This is a genomic window from Amycolatopsis sp. NPDC004772 (genome assembly GCF_053601215.1).
Map to the genome: position 1 here is coordinate 1 of NZ_JBSGBK010000074.1, position 16,130 is coordinate 16,130.

The following is a 16,130-nucleotide window of genomic DNA, read 5'->3' on the forward strand; positions in this document are numbered from 1 at the left end:
ATATGCACTCCGGGCCGTAAAAACCACTCACCGCGCCCGGCTTTGTCTGTGTCTCAGGACCGGCCCCCCCCACCCCCCACCACCCCACCCCCACCGGCGGGAGCGGAGTGCGGCGAAGACGTCGGGCGAGGTCGTGCACTCGCCGAGGCGGACCGGCTTGCGGTCGCCGTGGAAGTCGCTCGACCCGGTGGCGAGCAACCCCAGGTCGGCGGCCACTTCCCGGAGCCGGTCGCGGACGTCCGGCGGCTGCTCCGGGTGGTCGGCCTCGATCCCGGCGAGTCCCGCGGCGGCGAGCGCGCCCAGCTGGGCGTCCGACACCGAAGCACGCCGCTTGACCGAGCGGGGGTGGGCGAGCACCGCCACGCCGCCGGCCGCGCGGACCAGCGCGATCGCGTCCACAGTGGACAGGACGTGCTTGGGGACGTCCGCCCGCCCGCCGTCGGCGATCCAGTCGGACGTGAAGGCGTCGGTGATGCCCGCCGCGGCCAGCGCCGCCGCGATGTGCGGACGGCCCAGCGGCGCACCCGCGGCGATCGCCTCGACCTGCGCCAGGGTGATCGGCGCCCCGAGTTCCCGGCAGCGCTCGACCATCCGGACCCCGCGGCGGACGCGGTCGGTGCGGATCAGCTCCAGCTCGGTCGCCAGCGGCGCGGAGGACGGGTCGACGAAGAGGCCGAGCAGGTGCACCTCGAACTCGTCCAGGCGGCACGAGATCTCGACCCCGGGGACGAGCTCGACGCCGGCGGCGGCCGCGGAAGCCTCGGCCAGGCCCGCGAAGGTGTCGTGGTCGGTGAGGGCGAGCACCGCCAGCCCGGCTTCGGCGGCCAGCCGCGGGAGCTCCGCCGGTGGTGTCGTCCCGTCGGAGGCCGTGCTGTGCGCGTGCAGGTCGATCATCACCCGGCCGAGGATCTCACAGCAGCCCGGCTTCGCTGGCCTTCCCGATCGCTTCGACGCGGTTGCGCGCGCCCAGCTTGTGCAGCGCCGACTGCAGGTACGTCTTCACCGTGTTCCGCGCCAGGCCCGTCGACTCCGCGATCTCCGGGTTCGTCTGGCCCTGCGCGGCCAGCCGCAGCACCTCGTACTCGCGGCGGGTCAGGCCGCTGCGGGCCAGCGCGTCCGACCGCTGCCCGGCGTCGGGGAGGATCCGCGGGTCGACGACGCGCTCGCCGCGCAGCACCCGGCGCAGCTCGGTCACCAGCTGCGCGCCCGCCGCGTCCTTGAGCAGGCAGCCGTGCGCGCCGGACTCCAGCGCGGCCAGCACGCCCTGGTGGTCGCCGTGCGCGGTGAAGACCACGATCCTGCCCTCGGGGTGCACCCGCCGCAGCTCGGTGACGACCTCGGGCGCGAGCATGTCCGGCAGCCGCAGGTCGAGCAGGATCAGGTCCGGGGCCAGCGACGCCACCCGCTCGATCGCCAGCCGCCCGGACTCCGCCGAGCCGATCACGTTCAGGCACGGGTCCGAGCGCAGCAGCAGCGTCACGCCGTCGCGGACCACCGGGTGGTCGTCGACGACGAAGACGCTGGCGGGGGTCACGGCCGCACCAGCGGCACCCACGCGCGCAGGGTGCAGCCGTCGTCGTCGTCGCGGACCAGGCTGACCCGCCCGCCGAGCCGCAGCGCGCGCCCGGCGAGCGTCCGCAGGCCCATGCCGGTACCGGGCACCGGGTCGGTGCCGGTGCCGTCGTCCGCGACGACCACCTGGACGCCGTCGTCGCTGGGCAGCAGGCTGACGATCACCGAGGACGCCCCGGCGTGCTTCTCGACGTTGAGCAGCCCCTCGCGGACCGCGGCGACCAGCAGCGCGGTGCGTTCGGCGTCCAGCGGCGGCACCGCGGCGAGCTGCACGAACCGGGCCGGGACGCCGCAGCGGGCCTGGAACGAGCGGCAGTGCTCGGCCAGCTCGACCGGCAGCGCCCGCTCCGGGCTGGACTCCGACAGGGCCAGCAGGGACTCCCGCAACGCGCCCGCCGCCGCGGAGACGTCGCCCTCCAGCCGCCGCAGCCGCGCTTCCAGGCCGGGGTTCCCGTGGAAGTCCTCGTGCAGGTCGCGCACCTGGACGCCGATGGAGAACAGCAGCGCGCCGACCGAGTCGTGCAGGGCGCTCTGCATGCGCAGGCGCTCGCCGGCCACTGCGGCCGTGCGGTCGGTCTCGGCCACCTTCGCCAGGTGCAGCGCCGCACCGGCCTGGCAGGCGACCTCCTCCATCCGCCGGACGGCGTCGTCACCGAAGTCGGCGGGCTCCCGCATGGCCGCGTAGGCGATGGCGACGGTCTCGCCGCGCGCGACGATCGGGACGGCGAGCAGCGCGGCCAGGCCCTCGCCGCGGACCTGGGCGTCGAAGTGATGGGTGATCGTCGGCGCGCTGACGTAGTCGGTGACGCGGACCGGGCGGCCCAGCGCCAGCACCCGCCCGCCGACGCCCTGGCCCGTCGACACCTCGAGGTCCTGCAGGGCGTCGGTGCGGTTGCCGGACATCCACCGGATCACGGCCAGCCCCGGCTCGGTGAGCTCGCCGACGAACCCGGCCTTCGCCCCGACCGTCTCCCGGATCAGGCGCGCGGTCCCGTGCAGCGCGGCGACCCGGTCGAGCGTGCCGAGCAGCTTTTCGCGCTCGCGCAGCAGCTCGCCCAGCACCGCGCTGTACTCGGCGACGTGCTCCTTTGCCGTCACCCGATCACGATGGCACACCAAGTGTGGTTCCGGACATACCCGGCTGGAGAGGTACGGCGGCCTCCGGTCGACTTGAATGGGGGTGTGGAGATCCTCACCGACGCGGCCACACTCGCGCTGTACACGACCGACGCGTCCAACTACCGCCACGTGCCGCGCGGGGTGGTGCTGCCGCGGACCGTCGACGACGTCGTCGCGGCGGTCGCGGCCGCGCGCGATCGCGACCTGCCGGTGATCGCCCGCGGCGGCGGCACCAGCGTCGCCGGGAACGCGTGCGGGCCCGGCCTGGTGATCGACACCTCGCGCCACCTCGGCGGGGTGCTTTCGCTGGACCCGTCGACGCGGCTGGCGCGCGTGCTGCCGGGAACAGTGCTCGACGACCTGCAGGCGGTCGCGGCCCCGCACGGCCTGCGGTTCGGCCCGGACCCGTCGACGCACAGCCGCTGCACGCTCGGCGGGATGATCGGCAACAACGCGTGCGGCTCGCACTCGGTGGCCTGGGGGCGCACGGTCGACGTCGTCCGCTCCCTGGACGTCTTGCTCTACGACGGCACGCGGCTGCGGGCAGGCCCGGGCGAACCTGCCGAAGGCCGGATCTTCGACGAGTTGCGCGCGCTGGTGCGCGACAACCTGGCGCTGCTGCGCCGGGAACTTTCGACGTGGCCGCGCCGCGTGTCCGGCTACGGGCTCGAACACCTGTTGCCGGAGAACGGCTTCGACGTCGCCAAGGCCCTCGTCGGCTCGGAAGGCACCTGCGTGACCATCCTCGAAGCGACGGTTTCGCTCGCCGAGTTGCCGCGCGAGCGGGTGCTCGCGGTGCTCGGCTTCCCGTCCGACATCGCGGCGGCGGACGCGGTGCCGTCGATCCTGCCGTGGTCGCCGCTGACCGTCGAAGGCGTGGACGCCGAGCTGGTCGCGATGCTGCCCGGCCGGGCGGGTGACCTGCCGCCGGGCGGGGCGTGGCTGTTCGTCGAGCTGGCCGGGGACGACCCGGCGGCGCGGGCCCGTTCCCTCGCTGCGTCGCTCGACCTGACGGGGTTCGCGATCCTCGACGACCCGGCCGCGCAACGCCGGTTGTGGCGCATCCGCGAGGAAGGTGCCGGGCTGGCGACGCGGCTCGCCGACGGCTCGGAGGCCTGGCCCGGCTGGGAGGACGCCGCCGTCCCGCCCGAGCGGCTCGGCGCCTACCTGCGCGAGTTCAAGTCCTTGATGCGGGCGCACGGCCGCCGCAGCGTCGTCTACGGGCACTACGGCGAAGGCTGCCTGCACCTGCGGCTGGACTTCGACCTGCTGTCCGCGTCTGGGGTCGCGGACTTCCGGCGGTTCCTGGAGGAGGCGGCGGACCTCGTCGCCGCGCACGGCGGCTCGCTGTCCGGCGAGCACGGCGACGGCCAGGCGCGCTCCGAACTGCTGTCCCGGATGTACAGCCCGGAGATGCTGGACGTCTTCGCGCGGTTCAAGGCGATCTTCGACCCGGCCGGGCGGATGAACCCCGGCATCCTGGTCGCGCCGCGGCCGATCGACGCCGACCTGCGGGTGCGGTCGACGTCGAAGTCCTTCGAGGACAGTGTCTTCCTCGGCTACCCGGAGGACCGCGGGAACTTCGGCCAGGCGATGCGGCGCTGCGTCGGCGTGGGGAAGTGCCGCAACACCAGCGGGGGCGGCGTGATGTGCCCGAGCTACCGGGCCACTCGCGAAGAACAGCACTCGACGCGCGGCCGGGCCCACCTGCTCGCCGAGATGCTCAACGGCGAGGTCATCAAGGACGGCTGGCGCTCGGAGGAAGTCCGTGACGCTCTCGATTTGTGCCTGTCCTGCAAGGGGTGTCTCTCGGACTGCCCGGTCGACGTCGACATGGCGACGTACAAGGCCGAGTTCCTGCACCAGCACTACCGGCGGCGGCTGCGTCCGGCGTCGCACTACTCGATGGGCTGGCTGCCGCTGTGGCTGCGGCTCAGCGCGCGCGCCCCGCGCCTGGCCAATCTCGTGGGCCGGTCCCGGTTGTCGGGCTTGGTGAAACGGCTCGGCGGGATCGCGCCGGAACGTTCGCTGCCTTCCTTCGCGGCTTCGCCGTTCACGTCCTCGCGCGCGGATCTCCGGCGGCGGGCGTCAGGGGAGCGCCGGGTCGTGCTGTGGCCGGACTCGTTCAACAACTACCTGACGCCGTCGGTGCTGGAGGCCGCCTACGAGGTGCTCACCGCGGCGGGGTACGACGTCGTCCTCCCGGATCGCGGAGTCTGTTGTGGACTGACGTGGGTGTCGACGGGCCAGCTCGGCGTCGCACGCCGCGTCCTGGACCGGACGTTGTCCGTGCTGGCGCCCTACCTGGAGGACGGCTACGAGGTGGCGGGCCTGGAACCGAGCTGCACGGCGTTGTTCCGCGGCGACCTGCCCGCGCTGATGCCGGGCGACGCGCGTGCTTCGCTGCTGGCGTCCCGGACGTTCACGTTCGCCGAACTGCTGGAGCGGGCGCCGATCCCGTTCGCGGCCCTCGACGTCGACGCGATCACGCAGGTCCACTGCCACCAGCACGCGGTCCTCGGCTTCGGTGCCGACGAGTCCGCGCTGAAGGCCGCGGGCGTGCGCAACACGACGTTGGACTCGGGTTGTTGCGGCCTGGCGGGCAACTTCGGCTTCGAGCGCGGCCACTACGACGTCTCGAAGGCGGTGGCGGAGGACCGGATGCTGCCCGCGATCCGCGCGGCCGCCCCGGACACGGTGGTGGTGTCGGACGGCTTCAGTTGCCGGACACAGATCGCCCAGGAGTCCGGGCGGGCACCGGTGCACCTCGCGGAGCTGCTGCGGCGGGCGCTGCCGTGACTATTCGCTGCGTTCGAGCAGCGTCTTGACACCGGTGAGGACGAGCCGGCAGATGTCCTCGGGATCGGCGCCCGCCAGGGGTTCCTTCCCGGTGACCTCGCGGACCAGCGCTATCCCCATCAGCCAGGCGAGCGCGAGGTCGGCGCGCAGTTCGGCGTCCGGGGCGTCGGTCAGGGTCGCGAGCACCTCGGCGTACTCGCGGCCGACCTCCTGCCGGATGGCGGCCGCGACGCCGTCGCTGCCCGACGAGCGCAGGTAGGTCTCCAGCGCCCGGTTCTGCCGCCCGGGTTCCAGCATGCTGCGCAAGGACGTGCTGAAGAGCCGCTCGGGCGGAGTGGCGGCGAGCTGCTCCCGCCCCGACCGGGCGATGACCGCCTCGAACAGCGCTTCTTTGCTGCCGAAGTAGCGGAACAGCAGCGACTGGTTCGCCCCGGCCAGCTTGGCGATGTCCCGCACGGTCGTCCGGTCGAACCCGCGTTCGGCGAACAGCTTTTCGGCGGCGTCGAGCAACGCCAGCCGCGTCGCGGCCGCGTCCCGCCTGCGGCCGGCCTGTTCCGTCATCGAAGCAGGCTAACCGGCAAACCGGACGCGGGCGCGACAGCCCCTAGCTGCCGGACAGGCGGATCGCGGCGGCCGGACAAGTCAGTTCGGCCTGCCGGACCGCGTCCTCCTCGCCGGACGGCGGTTCCTCGGCGAGGAGGACGACCGTGCCGTCGTCCTCGTTCTGGTCGAACGTCTCCGGCGCGAGCAGAACGCACTGGCCGGACGAGACGCAGCTTCCGGTGTCGACGGTGATCTTCATCGGCTCACCACTCCACGGGAACGCGCTCGACGCCGCCGGCCACGCGGTTGGTGCGCACCGGGATCTCGTCGATCCCGACGGCGAGCCGTAGGCCGGGGAAGCGGCGGAACAGCTTGGGGAACACCGTGCGCAGCTCGGTGCGGGCGAGGTTGGCGCCGATGCAGACGTGGGCGCCGGTGCCGAAGGCGAGATGCACGTTCGGCGTCCGGTCCGGGTCGAAGCCGTCCGGGTCGGCGAACACCGAGGCGTCCCGGTTGGCCGCGTCGCTGGAGATGAGCACGGCGTCGCCGCGCATGATCCGCGTCCCGGCGATCTCGACGTCTTCGTGCGCGTAGCGGAGCAGGCCGGTGCCGCTGGTCGCGGTCAGCCGCAGGATTTCCTCGACCGTCTGGTTGACCTGGCCCTCGGGATCGGCGGCGAAGCGGTCGCGGCGGGCGGTGTCGCTGAGCAGGAAGAGCGTGCCCATCGCGATGCGCGTCGACGTCGTCTCGTGCCCGGCGAACAGCAGTCCGGCGCCCAGCCGGGCGAGGTCTTCGTCGGTGAAGGTCGGGTCTTCGGCCTGGAACGCGACCAGGTCGGAGATGACGTCGGGCTGCGGGTCCGCGCGCTTCGTGCCGGCCAGTTCCGTCATGTACGCCATGAATTCCGCCATGGCCGCCTGGGCGTCCGCGCCGCCGTCCATCACCGCGATCCGCTCCGACAGGCCGCGGAAGTGCCCGCGGTCGGCGTACGGGACGCCGAGCAGCTCGCAGATCACCAGCACCGGCAGGGGGAAGGCGAGGAAGTCGGTCAGGTCGACGGGCCCGGCGTCGCGCGCGGCTTCCATCTCGTCCAGGCAGCGGTCGGTCAGCTCCGCGATGCGGTCGCCGAGGGCGCGCATGCGGGGCGCGGAGAAAGCGGGCGCCAGCATCCGGCGCATCCGCTTGTGCTCGCGCTCCTCGTTCTCGAAGTCGCCCCTCGGGCCGTCCTGCACCGCGGCGTAGGAAATGCGCGACGCCTGTTCCGGCGCCGGGTGCGAGCGGCCGAAGCGGCGGTCGCGGAAGACCTCCTTGGCCTCCTCGTAGGACGTCACCAGCCAGGCGGGATCGCCGGCCGGGGTGAGCACCCGGCTGATCGGCGCCTGCCGGCGGAGGACGGCGTAGTCCGGGGCGATGGCGAGCGCGTCCGCGCGGGCGAAGGGGAGGCGGGGCGTCTCTTCGGTGGTGGTCATGCGTCTTCCCTCGGATCGGTGGTGAGCTCGGCGAGCCAGCGGAGCTCGGCGTCGAACTTCCCGAGCACGTGGTGCAGCGCGGCCCGGCTCCACGGGTCGGCCTGCCCGGCGGCGAGCCCGGTGAGCCGCGCCTGTTCGGCGATCAGTGCGGTCCTGCGGATGGCGAGCACCCGCGCCCGTTCGTGCGGGCGCAGCCAGGCGAAGTTCCCGACGCGGGCCAGGAACTCCGGTTCGTTGAGCGCCAGGTCGGCCGGGAAGTCCGCGAGCAGGTCGTGCAGCAGTTCCCGCCCGACTTCGGTGATCGTGTAGACGTGCCGCGGCGGTTTGGCCTCCTGCTCCTCGGCGCTGCGGCTCACCGCGCCCGCGTCGACGAAGCGCCGCAGGGTCGGGTAGAGCGAATTGTTCGACAAGGTGTGGCCGGTCGAGGCCTCCACCGCCTTGCGCAGTTCGTAGCCGTGCATCGGCTCGACGGCCAGCTTGGACAGCAGCAGGATCTCGATCCACACCTAGGTCACCGTAACCTAGGGTTCGGTGACCGGGCAATGGCGGATCGTGACAGGTGGAGAGAAACTGTGTAGCGTTGTAAGCAGCTGCTTACAAACCTGGAGCACGGGGGTTCCCGCATGACCGCCACCCACACCGAACCGCTCGCGTACCCGTTCAACGAGGAGGCCGGGCTCGACCTGAACGAGGCCTACGCGGCCGCCCGGGACGCCGAGGGCATGGTCCGGGTGAAGATGACCTACGGCGAGCCGGCGTGGCTGGCCACCCGGTACGCCGACGCCCGGCTGGTGCTGGGCGATCGCCGGTTCTCGCGGGCGATGGAGAAGGAGAAGGACGCTCCGCGCCGTTCGCCGGTCGTGCGGGACGGCGGCATCCTGCAGATGGACCCGCCCGACCACACGCGCCTGCGGACGCTGGTCGCGAAGGCGTTCACCATGCGCCGCGTCGAGCTGCTGCGGCCGCGCGTCGCCTCGTTGGCGTCCGAACTGATCGCGGAGATGAAGGCGGCCGGCGCGCCCGCCGACCTCGTCGACGCCTACGCGTTGCCGATCCCGGTCGCGGTGATCTGCGAGCTGCTCGGCGTCCCGGTCGCCGACCGGCCGAAGTTCCGCGTGTGGAGCGACGCGGCGCTGTCCACGAGCGGGCTGACGCCGGAGGAGTTCGAGCGCAACCGCGAAGAGCTGCGCGACTACATGCGCGGCCTGATCGCCGACCACCGGGAACGGCCGCAGGACGACCTGATGACGGCGCTGATCGAGGCCCGCGACGTCCGCGACCGGTTGACCGAGCTGGAGCTCGTCGACCTGTGCGTCGGCATCCTCGTCGCCGGGCACGAGACGACCGCGAGCCAGATCCCGAACTTCGTCTACGCGCTGCTGGACCAGCCCTCGCAGTGGGAGCGGCTGTGCGCTGACCCGGACCTGATCCCGGCGGCCGTCGAGGAGCTGCTGCGGTTCGTGCCGCTGGGTGCCGGCGCGGGATTCGCGCGCTACGCCACCGAAGACGTGTCGGTCGGCGGCGTGCTGGTCCGGGCGGGTGAACCAGTGCTGGTGGCGATCGGCGCGGCCAACCGCGACGCGCTGCAGTTCGGCGACGCGGAGAAGCTGAACTTCGACCGCCCGGAGAACCACCACCTGGGCTTCGGCCACGGCGTCCACCACTGCCTGGGCGCGCCGCTGGCCCGGCTGGAGCTGCAGGAGGCGCTGCGCGCGTTGGTCACCGAGATGCCGGGGTTGCACCTCGCCGGCGATATCGTGTGGAAGACGCAGATGCTCGTCCGCGGACCGCGGTCGATGCCGATCGGATGGTGATGATGAGCTGGGACGTGAAGGTCGACGAACACACCTGCATCGGGTCGGGGATGTGCGCGGCCCTGATGCCGGAGGTGTTCAGCCTCGACGGCGCGGTGGCCCACCCGGTGACGCCGTCGGTGGAGGCCGACGAGACGGTGCTGGACGTGGCGGACTCGTGCCCGGCGATGGCCATCACGGTGACCGACGGGGGCCGGGAGATCGGTCCGCGCCCCTGAAGCTGCCCTGCTCGGTGACCACGGCGGTGACGAGGTCGAACGGGGTGACGTCGAAGGCGGGGTTGAAGACCTGCGTGGTGTGTTCGGTCAGCTCGCGGGCGTCGCGTTCCTCGATGGCGATGCCCGTGCCGTCCGCGAGCTTGCTGTCCACTGTGGACGAGGGGGCGACCACGACGAACGGGATGCCGTGGTGCTTCGCGGCGATGGCGAGGCCGTAGGTGCCGATCTTGTTGGCGACGTCCCCGTTCGCGGCGATCCGGTCGGCGCCGACGAGCACGCAGTCGACCAGCCCGCGAGCCATCGCGGCCGCGGCGGCCGAGTCGGGCTGGACGCGGTAGGGGACGTTCGCCTGGGCGAGCTCCCAGGCGGTCAGCCGGGCGCCTTGGAGCAGCGGGCGCGTCTCGTCGACGAGGACTTCTTCGACGAGCCCGCGGGCGTGCAGGTGCCAGACGACGCCCAGGGCGCTGCCCCAGCCGACGGTGGCGAGGTGTCCGGCGTTGCAGTGGGTGAGCAGCCGCAGGGGGCGCCGCGGGCACTCGGCGAGCACGATCTCGGCGGCGTGGTGCGAGGCTGCCTTGTTGAGCTGTTCGTCTTCGTCGAGCAGGGCCCGGGCTTCTTGGAGGACGGCCTCCGGTCCGTTTTTCAGGTGTGCGAGGGCCCGTTCGACACCCCAAGCGAGGTTGACGGCGGTGGGGCGTGCGTGCGCGATGCGCTCGGCGTCTCGGTGGACGTCGCCGTGGTGGTGGTCGCGGTGCTGATGGGCGGAGAGGGCCACGCCGAGCGCCCCGGCGGCGCCGAGCGCGGGAGCACCCCGGACGGCGAGCCGCTGGACGGCGTCGACGAGTTCGTCGACGGTCCGGAGCTCGAGCAGCCGGAATTCGGTGGGCAGCGCGGTCTGGTCGATGATGACGATGGCGCCGTCGGCCCAGTCGATGGTCCTGCGCACGAGCCCTCCTCGGTTTTTCGGTTGCCCGGCCGGTGAAGATGGGTCGGTGACCATTGAACGGCAGAACCCGCCGGGCTTGCACACACCACCGGGCTACCACCACGTGACGGTGACCTCGGCGCCCCGCACGGTGTACTTGGCGGGCCAGTGCCCCCTGACCGCGGACGGCGCCCTGGTATCGGACGACCTTCTTGCCCAGGTGGACCAGGTAGCGGCCAACACGGCGACGGCCTTGGAGTGCGCGGGCGCCTCCCCGGCCGACGTGGTCCGCACGGTGATTTACGTGGTAACGGAGGACCGCGCGGCGCTGACCTCGGTCTGGACCCGCCTGACGTCCTCACCGATCGCGGCCGCCTTCACCTCGGCGAGCACCCTGCTGGGGGTCGCCCAGCTGGGCTACCCGGGACAGCTGGTCGAGCTGGACGTGACCGCCGCCCTCACCTGACAAGCCCGCCCCCTCACGCGAGATACCCGCCCAATCACGCGAGTCGCGTTCCTGATCACGCGAGTTGCGTTCCTGATCACGCGAGTTGCGTTCCTGATCACGCGAGTCCGGTGTACCGGAACGGACGACACGCGTACCTGGGCGGACGACTCGCGTGATTGGCGACCGATGTCGCGTGTTCCGGGCCGGGTCTCGCGTGATTGGGGAGCGATGTCGCGTGATTGAAGAGCGATCTCGCGTGATTGGAGGGCGACACGGCACCGGCTGACCGGCCCACCTGCGCCCCGGGAGCGGAGCGGGGTGGGTGGGTCAGAGGCCGGCCATCAGGTCGGTTTCGGTGATTCCCGGGCCCTGGCCCCGGCGGATGAACCACTCCGTGCCGAAGGCGAACGTGAAGGCGTCGTCCGGCATGGCCAGCATGAACATGTCCTCGCTGATCTGGCTCGGGTGCGCGCGCATCGCCGCCCTCTTGACCGGGGCGTACTTCGACACGTCCACCGCCGCCGTGATCTCGGCCTCCGGCTTGCCGAACTCCACGTTCTCCGGGGGCTTCGGGGCCGCCTCCGGGGGGATCTGGCCGGCCGCCACCGCCGCTTCGAAGCCTCGCTGCATGAACTCCCTGTTGAACGTCGCCTGGAAGACGCGCGAAGTGCCCGCCAGCTCCGCCGCGCGGAGGCCGACCCGGTGGACCTGGATGTGGTCCGGGTGGCCGTAGTCGCCGTTGTCGTCGTACACCGTCAGGACGTCGGCCGACTCCTCGCGCAGGATCGCCGCGAGCTGCTCGGCTGCCTTTTCGACGTCGGCGCGCCAGAAGCACGCCGGGTCGTCGTTCGTCGGCTCGCCCATCATCCCCGAGTCGCGGTAGCCGAGGAACTCGACGCGCTCGACGCCGAGGATCTCCGCCGCCGCGTACGACTCCTGGACGCGCCTGTCCTCCAGTTTCTCGCCCTCGGCCAGGAAACCGTCGGGGACCTCGCCGACCTCGCCCTTGGTGGCGACGACGAGCACGACCCGGTGCCCGTCTTCGACGGCTTTGCGCATGACGCCCGCGGTGCGGAGGCACTCGTCGTCCGGGTGGGCGTGGAAGGTGACCAGGGTTGCCATGTCCGCGACGTTACCGGGTACCCCCGACAAAAACCGCCCGCCAGGATGCGCTCCCGCCCGCTATGGTCCGCGACCGTGAGCGAGAAGACGACGCTGCTGGCGTTCCTGAGGGCCCAGCGCGAAAGCGTCCTGGCCATCCTCGACGGCCTCGGCGAGGAAGCCCTGACGACGGCGGTGCTCCCGTCCGGCTGGACCCCGCTGGGCATGGTGGAACACCTCGGGGACGCGGAACACCACTGGTTCCAGGAGGTCGTCACCGGGTCGACGGCACCCCGCGAGCCGGTGCCGCAGAACCCGGAAGCCGTCTTCGCCTCCTACCGCGACCAATGCCGCCGATCCGACGAGATCTTCGCCGCGACGCCGTTGTCCGCGACGCCGCGCGGCCGCCACCCCGGCCCGTTCGGTGCCGAAATCACCGATCTGCGCGCGGTGGTGCTGCACGTCATCGAGGAAACCGCCCGGCACGCCGGCCACCTCGACGTGGTCCGGGAACTGCTCGACGGCCGCACCGGCCTCGGCCCCCGCTAGGCCTGCTCCTTCGAGCACCACCACGTCGACCGGCCGCCGACCGTCCCGTGGTGCATCTCCGCGCCGCAGCGCGGGCAGTGGTCGCCCGCCCGGCGGTGGCCGATGACCTCGCCCGTGTGCACGCCGCCGTGGCGGATCGCCGCGCGCAACGCCTTCCGCAGCGCTTTGTGCAGGTTCGCGAGGTCGTCGCCGGTCAGCTCGTTCACCGGCCGGGCCGGGGACAACGCCGCCTGCCACAGGGTTTCGTCGGCCAGCAGGTTGCCGATCCCCGCGACCACCGACTGGTCCAGCAGCCGCGCCTTCAGCGGCGCCCGCCCGCGGCCGACGCGCTCGACGAACTCGCGCCGCGACGCCTCCCCGGCGTCCGGGCCGAGCGCGTCGAGGTCCGGGTCGAGCCGCACCCGGCTGAGCCGCCGCGTGTCGAACAGGCGCAATTGTTCGCCGTCGGCGAAAGTGATCCCGAACCGGAACCACTCGGGTTTCTCCACCCGGTCGCGGGCCCGCCCGGGTGGCCCGCTGCGGCCCGCGAACCGCAGCTGCCCGGCCATCCCGAGGTGCAGCCCGAGGTTCGGCCCGGGCCGCCCGTCCCGGCTTTCCGTTTCGCACCAGAGCGTCTTGCCCCGCCGGTGCGCGGCCACCAGCCGGCCGCCGCGCAACGCCGTCGCGATGTCGCCGGGGGCGTGCGGGCGGCAGACCCAGTCGTCGTGGTCGTCGACCGAGCGGATCTTCCGGTCGAGGGCACCGGCGAGGACCTGCCGGGCGAGTTCCACTTCGGGGAGTTCGGGCACGCGATCCAGTCTGCGTCAGGGACGCCGGTCGCGCCGCGCCAGGCGGCCGCCCGAGCCGGCGAGCGGGTGATCAGGAGAGGCTCGCGGGAGCGGTGGCCTCCCAGGCGAACCCGTCCGGGTCGGTGAACGCCGCGGCCGCGCCGCCGACCGCGATCCGGTGCGAGCCGCTGCCCTCGGGGGCCACACCGGCGTCCTTGGCCAGCGCCTTGCGGCGGTACAGGGCCAGCTTGACGGGGCTCTCGCCGGCGTCGAACTCGACGTACACCTTGCCGAAGCTCTTGCCGACGGTCATGCCCTGGCCGACGTAGAACTTCTTGCTCGCGGCCACATCGCCCACGCCGAGCAGGAGCACGATGGCGTCGATCGTGCGGGTGGCGGGGCCGGTGTTCTTCTTGGCCGAGGTCGCGAGCTTCCAGATCGTCCCGTCCGGCGCCCGGACCGTGCCGCCGTAGCCCCACATGGACTTGGTGGCCGGCTTGATGGTCGTGGCGCCGGCCGCTAGGGCGGTCCCGATCAGGGAGTCGACGTCCGCGGGCTGCGGCACGGTGAGGGAGAGGGTGAAGCCGCGGAAGCCGTCGCTCGGCGCGTCCGCGACCCGGAACCGCAGCTGGGTGGTGAGCCCGAAGGCCTCGGCGTAGAAGCGCTCGGCGGCGGCGGTGTCGGCAACTTCGAGGGTGATGGTTTCGATGTTCGTCATGCCGGTAACGCTAGGTCCGGGCCGCTGACCGGCGCTTCTCGATTCCTGACCGGTCTGCGCGGCCGCTCGCGGAAAAGGAGTGGGCGGGGTGCGCGGCCGTCTGATAGCTTTCCGCCGTCCGTGACCCGGCCCTGGGAGGTGAGACCCGTGAACGCTGCAACGTTGTGGGTGCTCCCCCTCGTCGTCACGGGCGGGCCGGCCTAGCTGTCGCCGGGAGCACCTGGAACCGGTACTCCCGAAAGGCGACACCATGAACCATCTGCACGAACGGCCGGACGTGGCCGGCCGCGGGGAAGTGTCCCGGCGACCGGACGGCCGCCTCTTCCTCAGCATCGACACGTGGACCGACGCGGACTTCGCGCTGCTCGCGGCCGACATGCTGCCCGCTCTCCCCAGACCGCTCCACACCGTGGTCGACGAAACCGACACCGATCTCCGGGCCCGCTGGGAATCCGTCGGGTTCACGCCGCGGCGGCGTGAGCGGGAGTACGTGCTCCCGGCGGCCGCGGGCACGGCTTCCCCGCCGCCGGGCGTGACGATCCGGCCGCCGTCCGATCCGGACCTGGTGCGCTCGCTGGAGACGACGATCCGCGCCGAGGTCGAGGCCACGATCGGCTGGCAGGAGATGCCCGCCGAGGTCATGGCCCCGCCGCTGGACCTCACGAAGTACACGGTGGCCGCGGCCGAGGACGGGTACGTCGGCCTGCTCCGGCTGGCGGCGGTGACGCGGCAGCCGCGGATCGGCCTGCTCGCGGTCCGCGCGGACCGGCAGCGGTCCGGGATCGGCCGCGCCCTGCTGGTCCACGTGCTGGACGCGTTGCACCACAAGGGAATCCCGGCGGCCACGGCCGAGGTGAACGAAGCGAACCCGGCGGCGCTCGCGTTGTTCGAGGGCGCCGGCGCCCGCCAGGTGGGCGGCAACGTCGAGCTGGTGCTGCGCTGATGGGGAACACCGCCGGCATCGAAGTCGAGGGCACGGTCGTCGAGTGCCTGCGCAACGCGACGTTCCGGGTGGAGCTGGAGAACGGGCACAAGGTGCTCGCGCACATCAGCGGGAAGATCCGGAAGAACTTCATCAAGATCCTGCCGTTCGACCGGGTCCTGGTCGAGCTGAGCCCCTATGACCTGAACCGCGGGCGGATCCTGTTCCGCTACCGGACCTAGTACGACGCCGTCGCCGGGTCCGCGGGCCCGGCGACGGCTTCCCCGGAGGAGTTTCCTTGACGACGCAAGCGAACCCGGCCATCGACGGTGCACTGGCGCGGCGGCTGGTCGACACGCAGTTCCCGCGCTGGGCCGGGCTGCCGCTGACCCGGTTCACCCCGGCCGGCTCGGACCACGTCATCTACCGGCTCGGCGCGGAGCTGTCGGTCCGGCTGCCCCGCCACGCCGGCGCGATCAAGCAGGCGGAGAAGGAAGCCGAGTGGCTGCCGCGGCTGGCCCCGCACCTGCCGCTGGCCATCCCCGTGCCGGTGGCGGTGGGCGAACCGGACTTCGGCTACCCGTGGCCGTGGGCGGTGTCGCGCTGGCTGGACGGCGAGGTGGCCACGGTCGAAGCGCTGTCGGGCTCGCACGAGGCCGCCGCCGAGCTGGCCGGGTTCCTGACCGCGCTCCACCGGTTCGACGCCGAACCCGCGGACGGCGCCGCCCGGCCGCTGGCCACCCGGGACACCGCGACCCGGGCCGCCATCGGCCGGGTCGGCGCCGCGTTCGACGGCCCGGCGCTGACCGGCCTGTGGGACGCCGCCCTCGCGGCCCCCGCCCGGTCCGGTCCGCCGGTCTGGTGCCACGGCGACTTCCACACGGGCAACCTGCTGACGACCGGTGGCCGCCTCAGCGCGGTCATCGACTTCGGCGAGCTCGGCGTCGGCGACCCGGCGTGCGATCTGATGATCGCCTTCACGCTCCTGTCGGCCGAGACGCGGGCGACGTTCCGCACCGCGCTCGGCGTGGACGAGGCGACGTGGACCCGCGGCCGCGGCTGGGCCCTGGCGACCGGCCTGAACGCCTACATCACGTACGCGGCCGTCAACCCGCGTGCCGCGGCGCAGACGACCCGCCAGATCACCGAGGCCCTCGCCGGGTGAG

19 protein-coding genes are annotated in these 16,130 nt (G+C 72.7%); 8 read left to right on the forward strand and 11 right to left on the reverse strand.

What is annotated here, in order from left to right; translation table 11 throughout:
- Positions 1–27: 27 nt before the first annotated feature.
- Genes ACWEF6_RS32605 through ACWEF6_RS32615 form a run of 3 tightly spaced genes read right to left on the reverse strand, consistent with a single transcriptional unit; the run spans position 28 to position 2,670 of the window.
- Positions 28–894: a PHP domain-containing protein gene (locus tag ACWEF6_RS32605; RefSeq protein WP_449686483.1), complete on the reverse strand. Its 867-nt coding sequence runs from the start codon at positions 892–894 to the stop codon at positions 28–30.
- Positions 895–910: 16 nt separating this feature from the next.
- Complete coding sequence (locus ACWEF6_RS32610; RefSeq protein WP_449686443.1) at positions 911–1,534, reverse strand: response regulator; 624 nt, start codon at positions 1,532–1,534, stop codon at positions 911–913.
- Positions 1,531–2,670, reverse strand: coding sequence for a GAF domain-containing protein (locus ACWEF6_RS32615; protein ID WP_449686444.1), 1,140 nt, complete (start codon positions 2,668–2,670; stop codon positions 1,531–1,533). The genes ACWEF6_RS32610 and ACWEF6_RS32615 overlap by 4 nt, the downstream gene beginning before the upstream one ends.
- An 84-nt stretch (positions 2,671–2,754) precedes the next feature.
- On the opposite strand from ACWEF6_RS32615, the gene ACWEF6_RS32620 reads away from it, so the two are divergent.
- Entirely contained in the window at positions 2,755–5,490 is a 2,736-nt protein-coding gene (locus ACWEF6_RS32620; protein ID WP_449686445.1) for an FAD-binding and (Fe-S)-binding domain-containing protein, read from the forward strand.
- Here ACWEF6_RS32620 and ACWEF6_RS32625 read toward each other — a convergent pair whose 3' ends face one another.
- From ACWEF6_RS32625 to ACWEF6_RS32640, 4 genes are read right to left on the reverse strand one after another with little or no spacing between them, the layout of a single operon-like run.
- Positions 5,491–6,051 carry a TetR family transcriptional regulator gene (locus tag ACWEF6_RS32625; protein ID WP_449686446.1) on the reverse strand — a complete coding sequence of 187 codons (561 nt, stop codon included), beginning with the start codon at positions 6,049–6,051 and terminating at the stop codon, positions 5,491–5,493.
- A gap of 43 nt (positions 6,052–6,094) precedes the next feature.
- Positions 6,095–6,292, reverse strand: a complete 198-nt coding sequence (locus tag ACWEF6_RS32630) for a ferredoxin (RefSeq protein WP_449686447.1) — start codon at positions 6,290–6,292, stop codon at positions 6,095–6,097.
- Positions 6,293–6,296: 4 nt separating this feature from the next.
- Entirely contained in the window at positions 6,297–7,502 is a 1,206-nt protein-coding gene (locus ACWEF6_RS32635; protein ID WP_449686448.1) for a cytochrome P450, read from the reverse strand.
- Positions 7,499–8,008 carry a PadR family transcriptional regulator gene (locus tag ACWEF6_RS32640; RefSeq protein WP_449686449.1) on the reverse strand — a complete coding sequence of 170 codons (510 nt, stop codon included), beginning with the start codon at positions 8,006–8,008 and terminating at the stop codon, positions 7,499–7,501. Before ACWEF6_RS32640 ends, ACWEF6_RS32635 begins: the two co-directional genes overlap by 4 nt.
- Before the next feature lie 117 nt (positions 8,009–8,125).
- Between ACWEF6_RS32640 and ACWEF6_RS32645 the strand changes: the two genes are divergently transcribed.
- Positions 8,126–9,316: a cytochrome P450 gene (locus tag ACWEF6_RS32645; protein ID WP_449686451.1), complete on the forward strand. Its 1,191-nt coding sequence runs from the start codon at positions 8,126–8,128 to the stop codon at positions 9,314–9,316.
- A 2-nt stretch (positions 9,317–9,318) separates the two neighbouring features.
- On the forward strand, positions 9,319–9,534 hold the full coding sequence (locus ACWEF6_RS32650; RefSeq protein WP_208630229.1) for a ferredoxin: 216 nt from the start codon (positions 9,319–9,321) through the stop codon (positions 9,532–9,534).
- On the opposite strand, the gene mtnA is transcribed toward ACWEF6_RS32650, so the two are convergent.
- Complete coding sequence (gene mtnA / locus ACWEF6_RS32655) at positions 9,491–10,480, reverse strand: S-methyl-5-thioribose-1-phosphate isomerase (protein ID WP_449686452.1); 990 nt, start codon at positions 10,478–10,480, stop codon at positions 9,491–9,493. The two genes, ACWEF6_RS32650 and mtnA, sit on opposite strands and share 44 nt — an antisense overlap.
- A gap of 46 nt (positions 10,481–10,526) precedes the next feature.
- On the opposite strand from mtnA, the gene ACWEF6_RS32660 reads away from it, so the two are divergent.
- The gene (locus tag ACWEF6_RS32660; protein ID WP_449686453.1) at positions 10,527–10,925 is read left to right on the forward strand and encodes a RidA family protein; all 399 of its coding nucleotides are present in this window, start codon (positions 10,527–10,529) and stop codon (positions 10,923–10,925) included.
- A gap of 309 nt (positions 10,926–11,234) precedes the next feature.
- Here the strand turns inward: ACWEF6_RS32660 and ACWEF6_RS32665 are convergent, their stop codons facing one another.
- The gene (locus ACWEF6_RS32665; protein WP_449686454.1) at positions 11,235–12,029 is read right to left on the reverse strand and encodes a PIG-L family deacetylase; all 795 of its coding nucleotides are present in this window, start codon (positions 12,027–12,029) and stop codon (positions 11,235–11,237) included.
- A 75-nt stretch (positions 12,030–12,104) separates the two neighbouring features.
- Between ACWEF6_RS32665 and ACWEF6_RS32670 the strand changes: the two genes are divergently transcribed.
- Entirely contained in the window at positions 12,105–12,557 is a 453-nt protein-coding gene (locus ACWEF6_RS32670; RefSeq protein WP_449686455.1) for a DinB family protein, read from the forward strand.
- Here ACWEF6_RS32670 and ACWEF6_RS32675 read toward each other — a convergent pair.
- Together ACWEF6_RS32675 and ACWEF6_RS32680 are read right to left on the reverse strand one after the other, a co-directional pair.
- The gene (locus tag ACWEF6_RS32675; RefSeq protein ID WP_449686456.1) at positions 12,554–13,345 is read right to left on the reverse strand and encodes an Fpg/Nei family DNA glycosylase; all 792 of its coding nucleotides are present in this window, start codon (positions 13,343–13,345) and stop codon (positions 12,554–12,556) included. The genes ACWEF6_RS32670 and ACWEF6_RS32675 overlap by 4 nt on opposite strands.
- 70 nt (positions 13,346–13,415) lie before the next feature.
- A complete protein-coding gene (locus ACWEF6_RS32680) occupies positions 13,416–14,042 on the reverse strand; it encodes a glyoxalase (protein WP_449686457.1) in 627 nt (208 codons plus the stop codon).
- A gap of 250 nt (positions 14,043–14,292) precedes the next feature.
- Here ACWEF6_RS32680 and ACWEF6_RS32685 point away from each other — a divergent pair, with 250 nt between their 5' ends.
- From ACWEF6_RS32685 to ACWEF6_RS32695, 3 genes are read left to right on the forward strand one after another with little or no spacing between them, the layout of a single operon-like run.
- Positions 14,293–14,985: a GNAT family N-acetyltransferase gene (locus ACWEF6_RS32685; protein WP_449686458.1), complete on the forward strand. Its 693-nt coding sequence runs from the start codon at positions 14,293–14,295 to the stop codon at positions 14,983–14,985.
- Positions 14,985–15,206, forward strand: coding sequence for a translation initiation factor IF-1 (gene infA, locus ACWEF6_RS32690; protein ID WP_310971250.1), 222 nt, complete (start codon positions 14,985–14,987; stop codon positions 15,204–15,206). Before ACWEF6_RS32685 ends, infA begins: the two co-directional genes overlap by 1 nt.
- A 56-nt stretch (positions 15,207–15,262) precedes the next feature.
- Complete coding sequence (locus ACWEF6_RS32695) at positions 15,263–16,129, forward strand: aminoglycoside phosphotransferase family protein (RefSeq protein ID WP_449686459.1); 867 nt, start codon at positions 15,263–15,265, stop codon at positions 16,127–16,129.
- Position 16,130 lies beyond the last annotated feature (1 nt).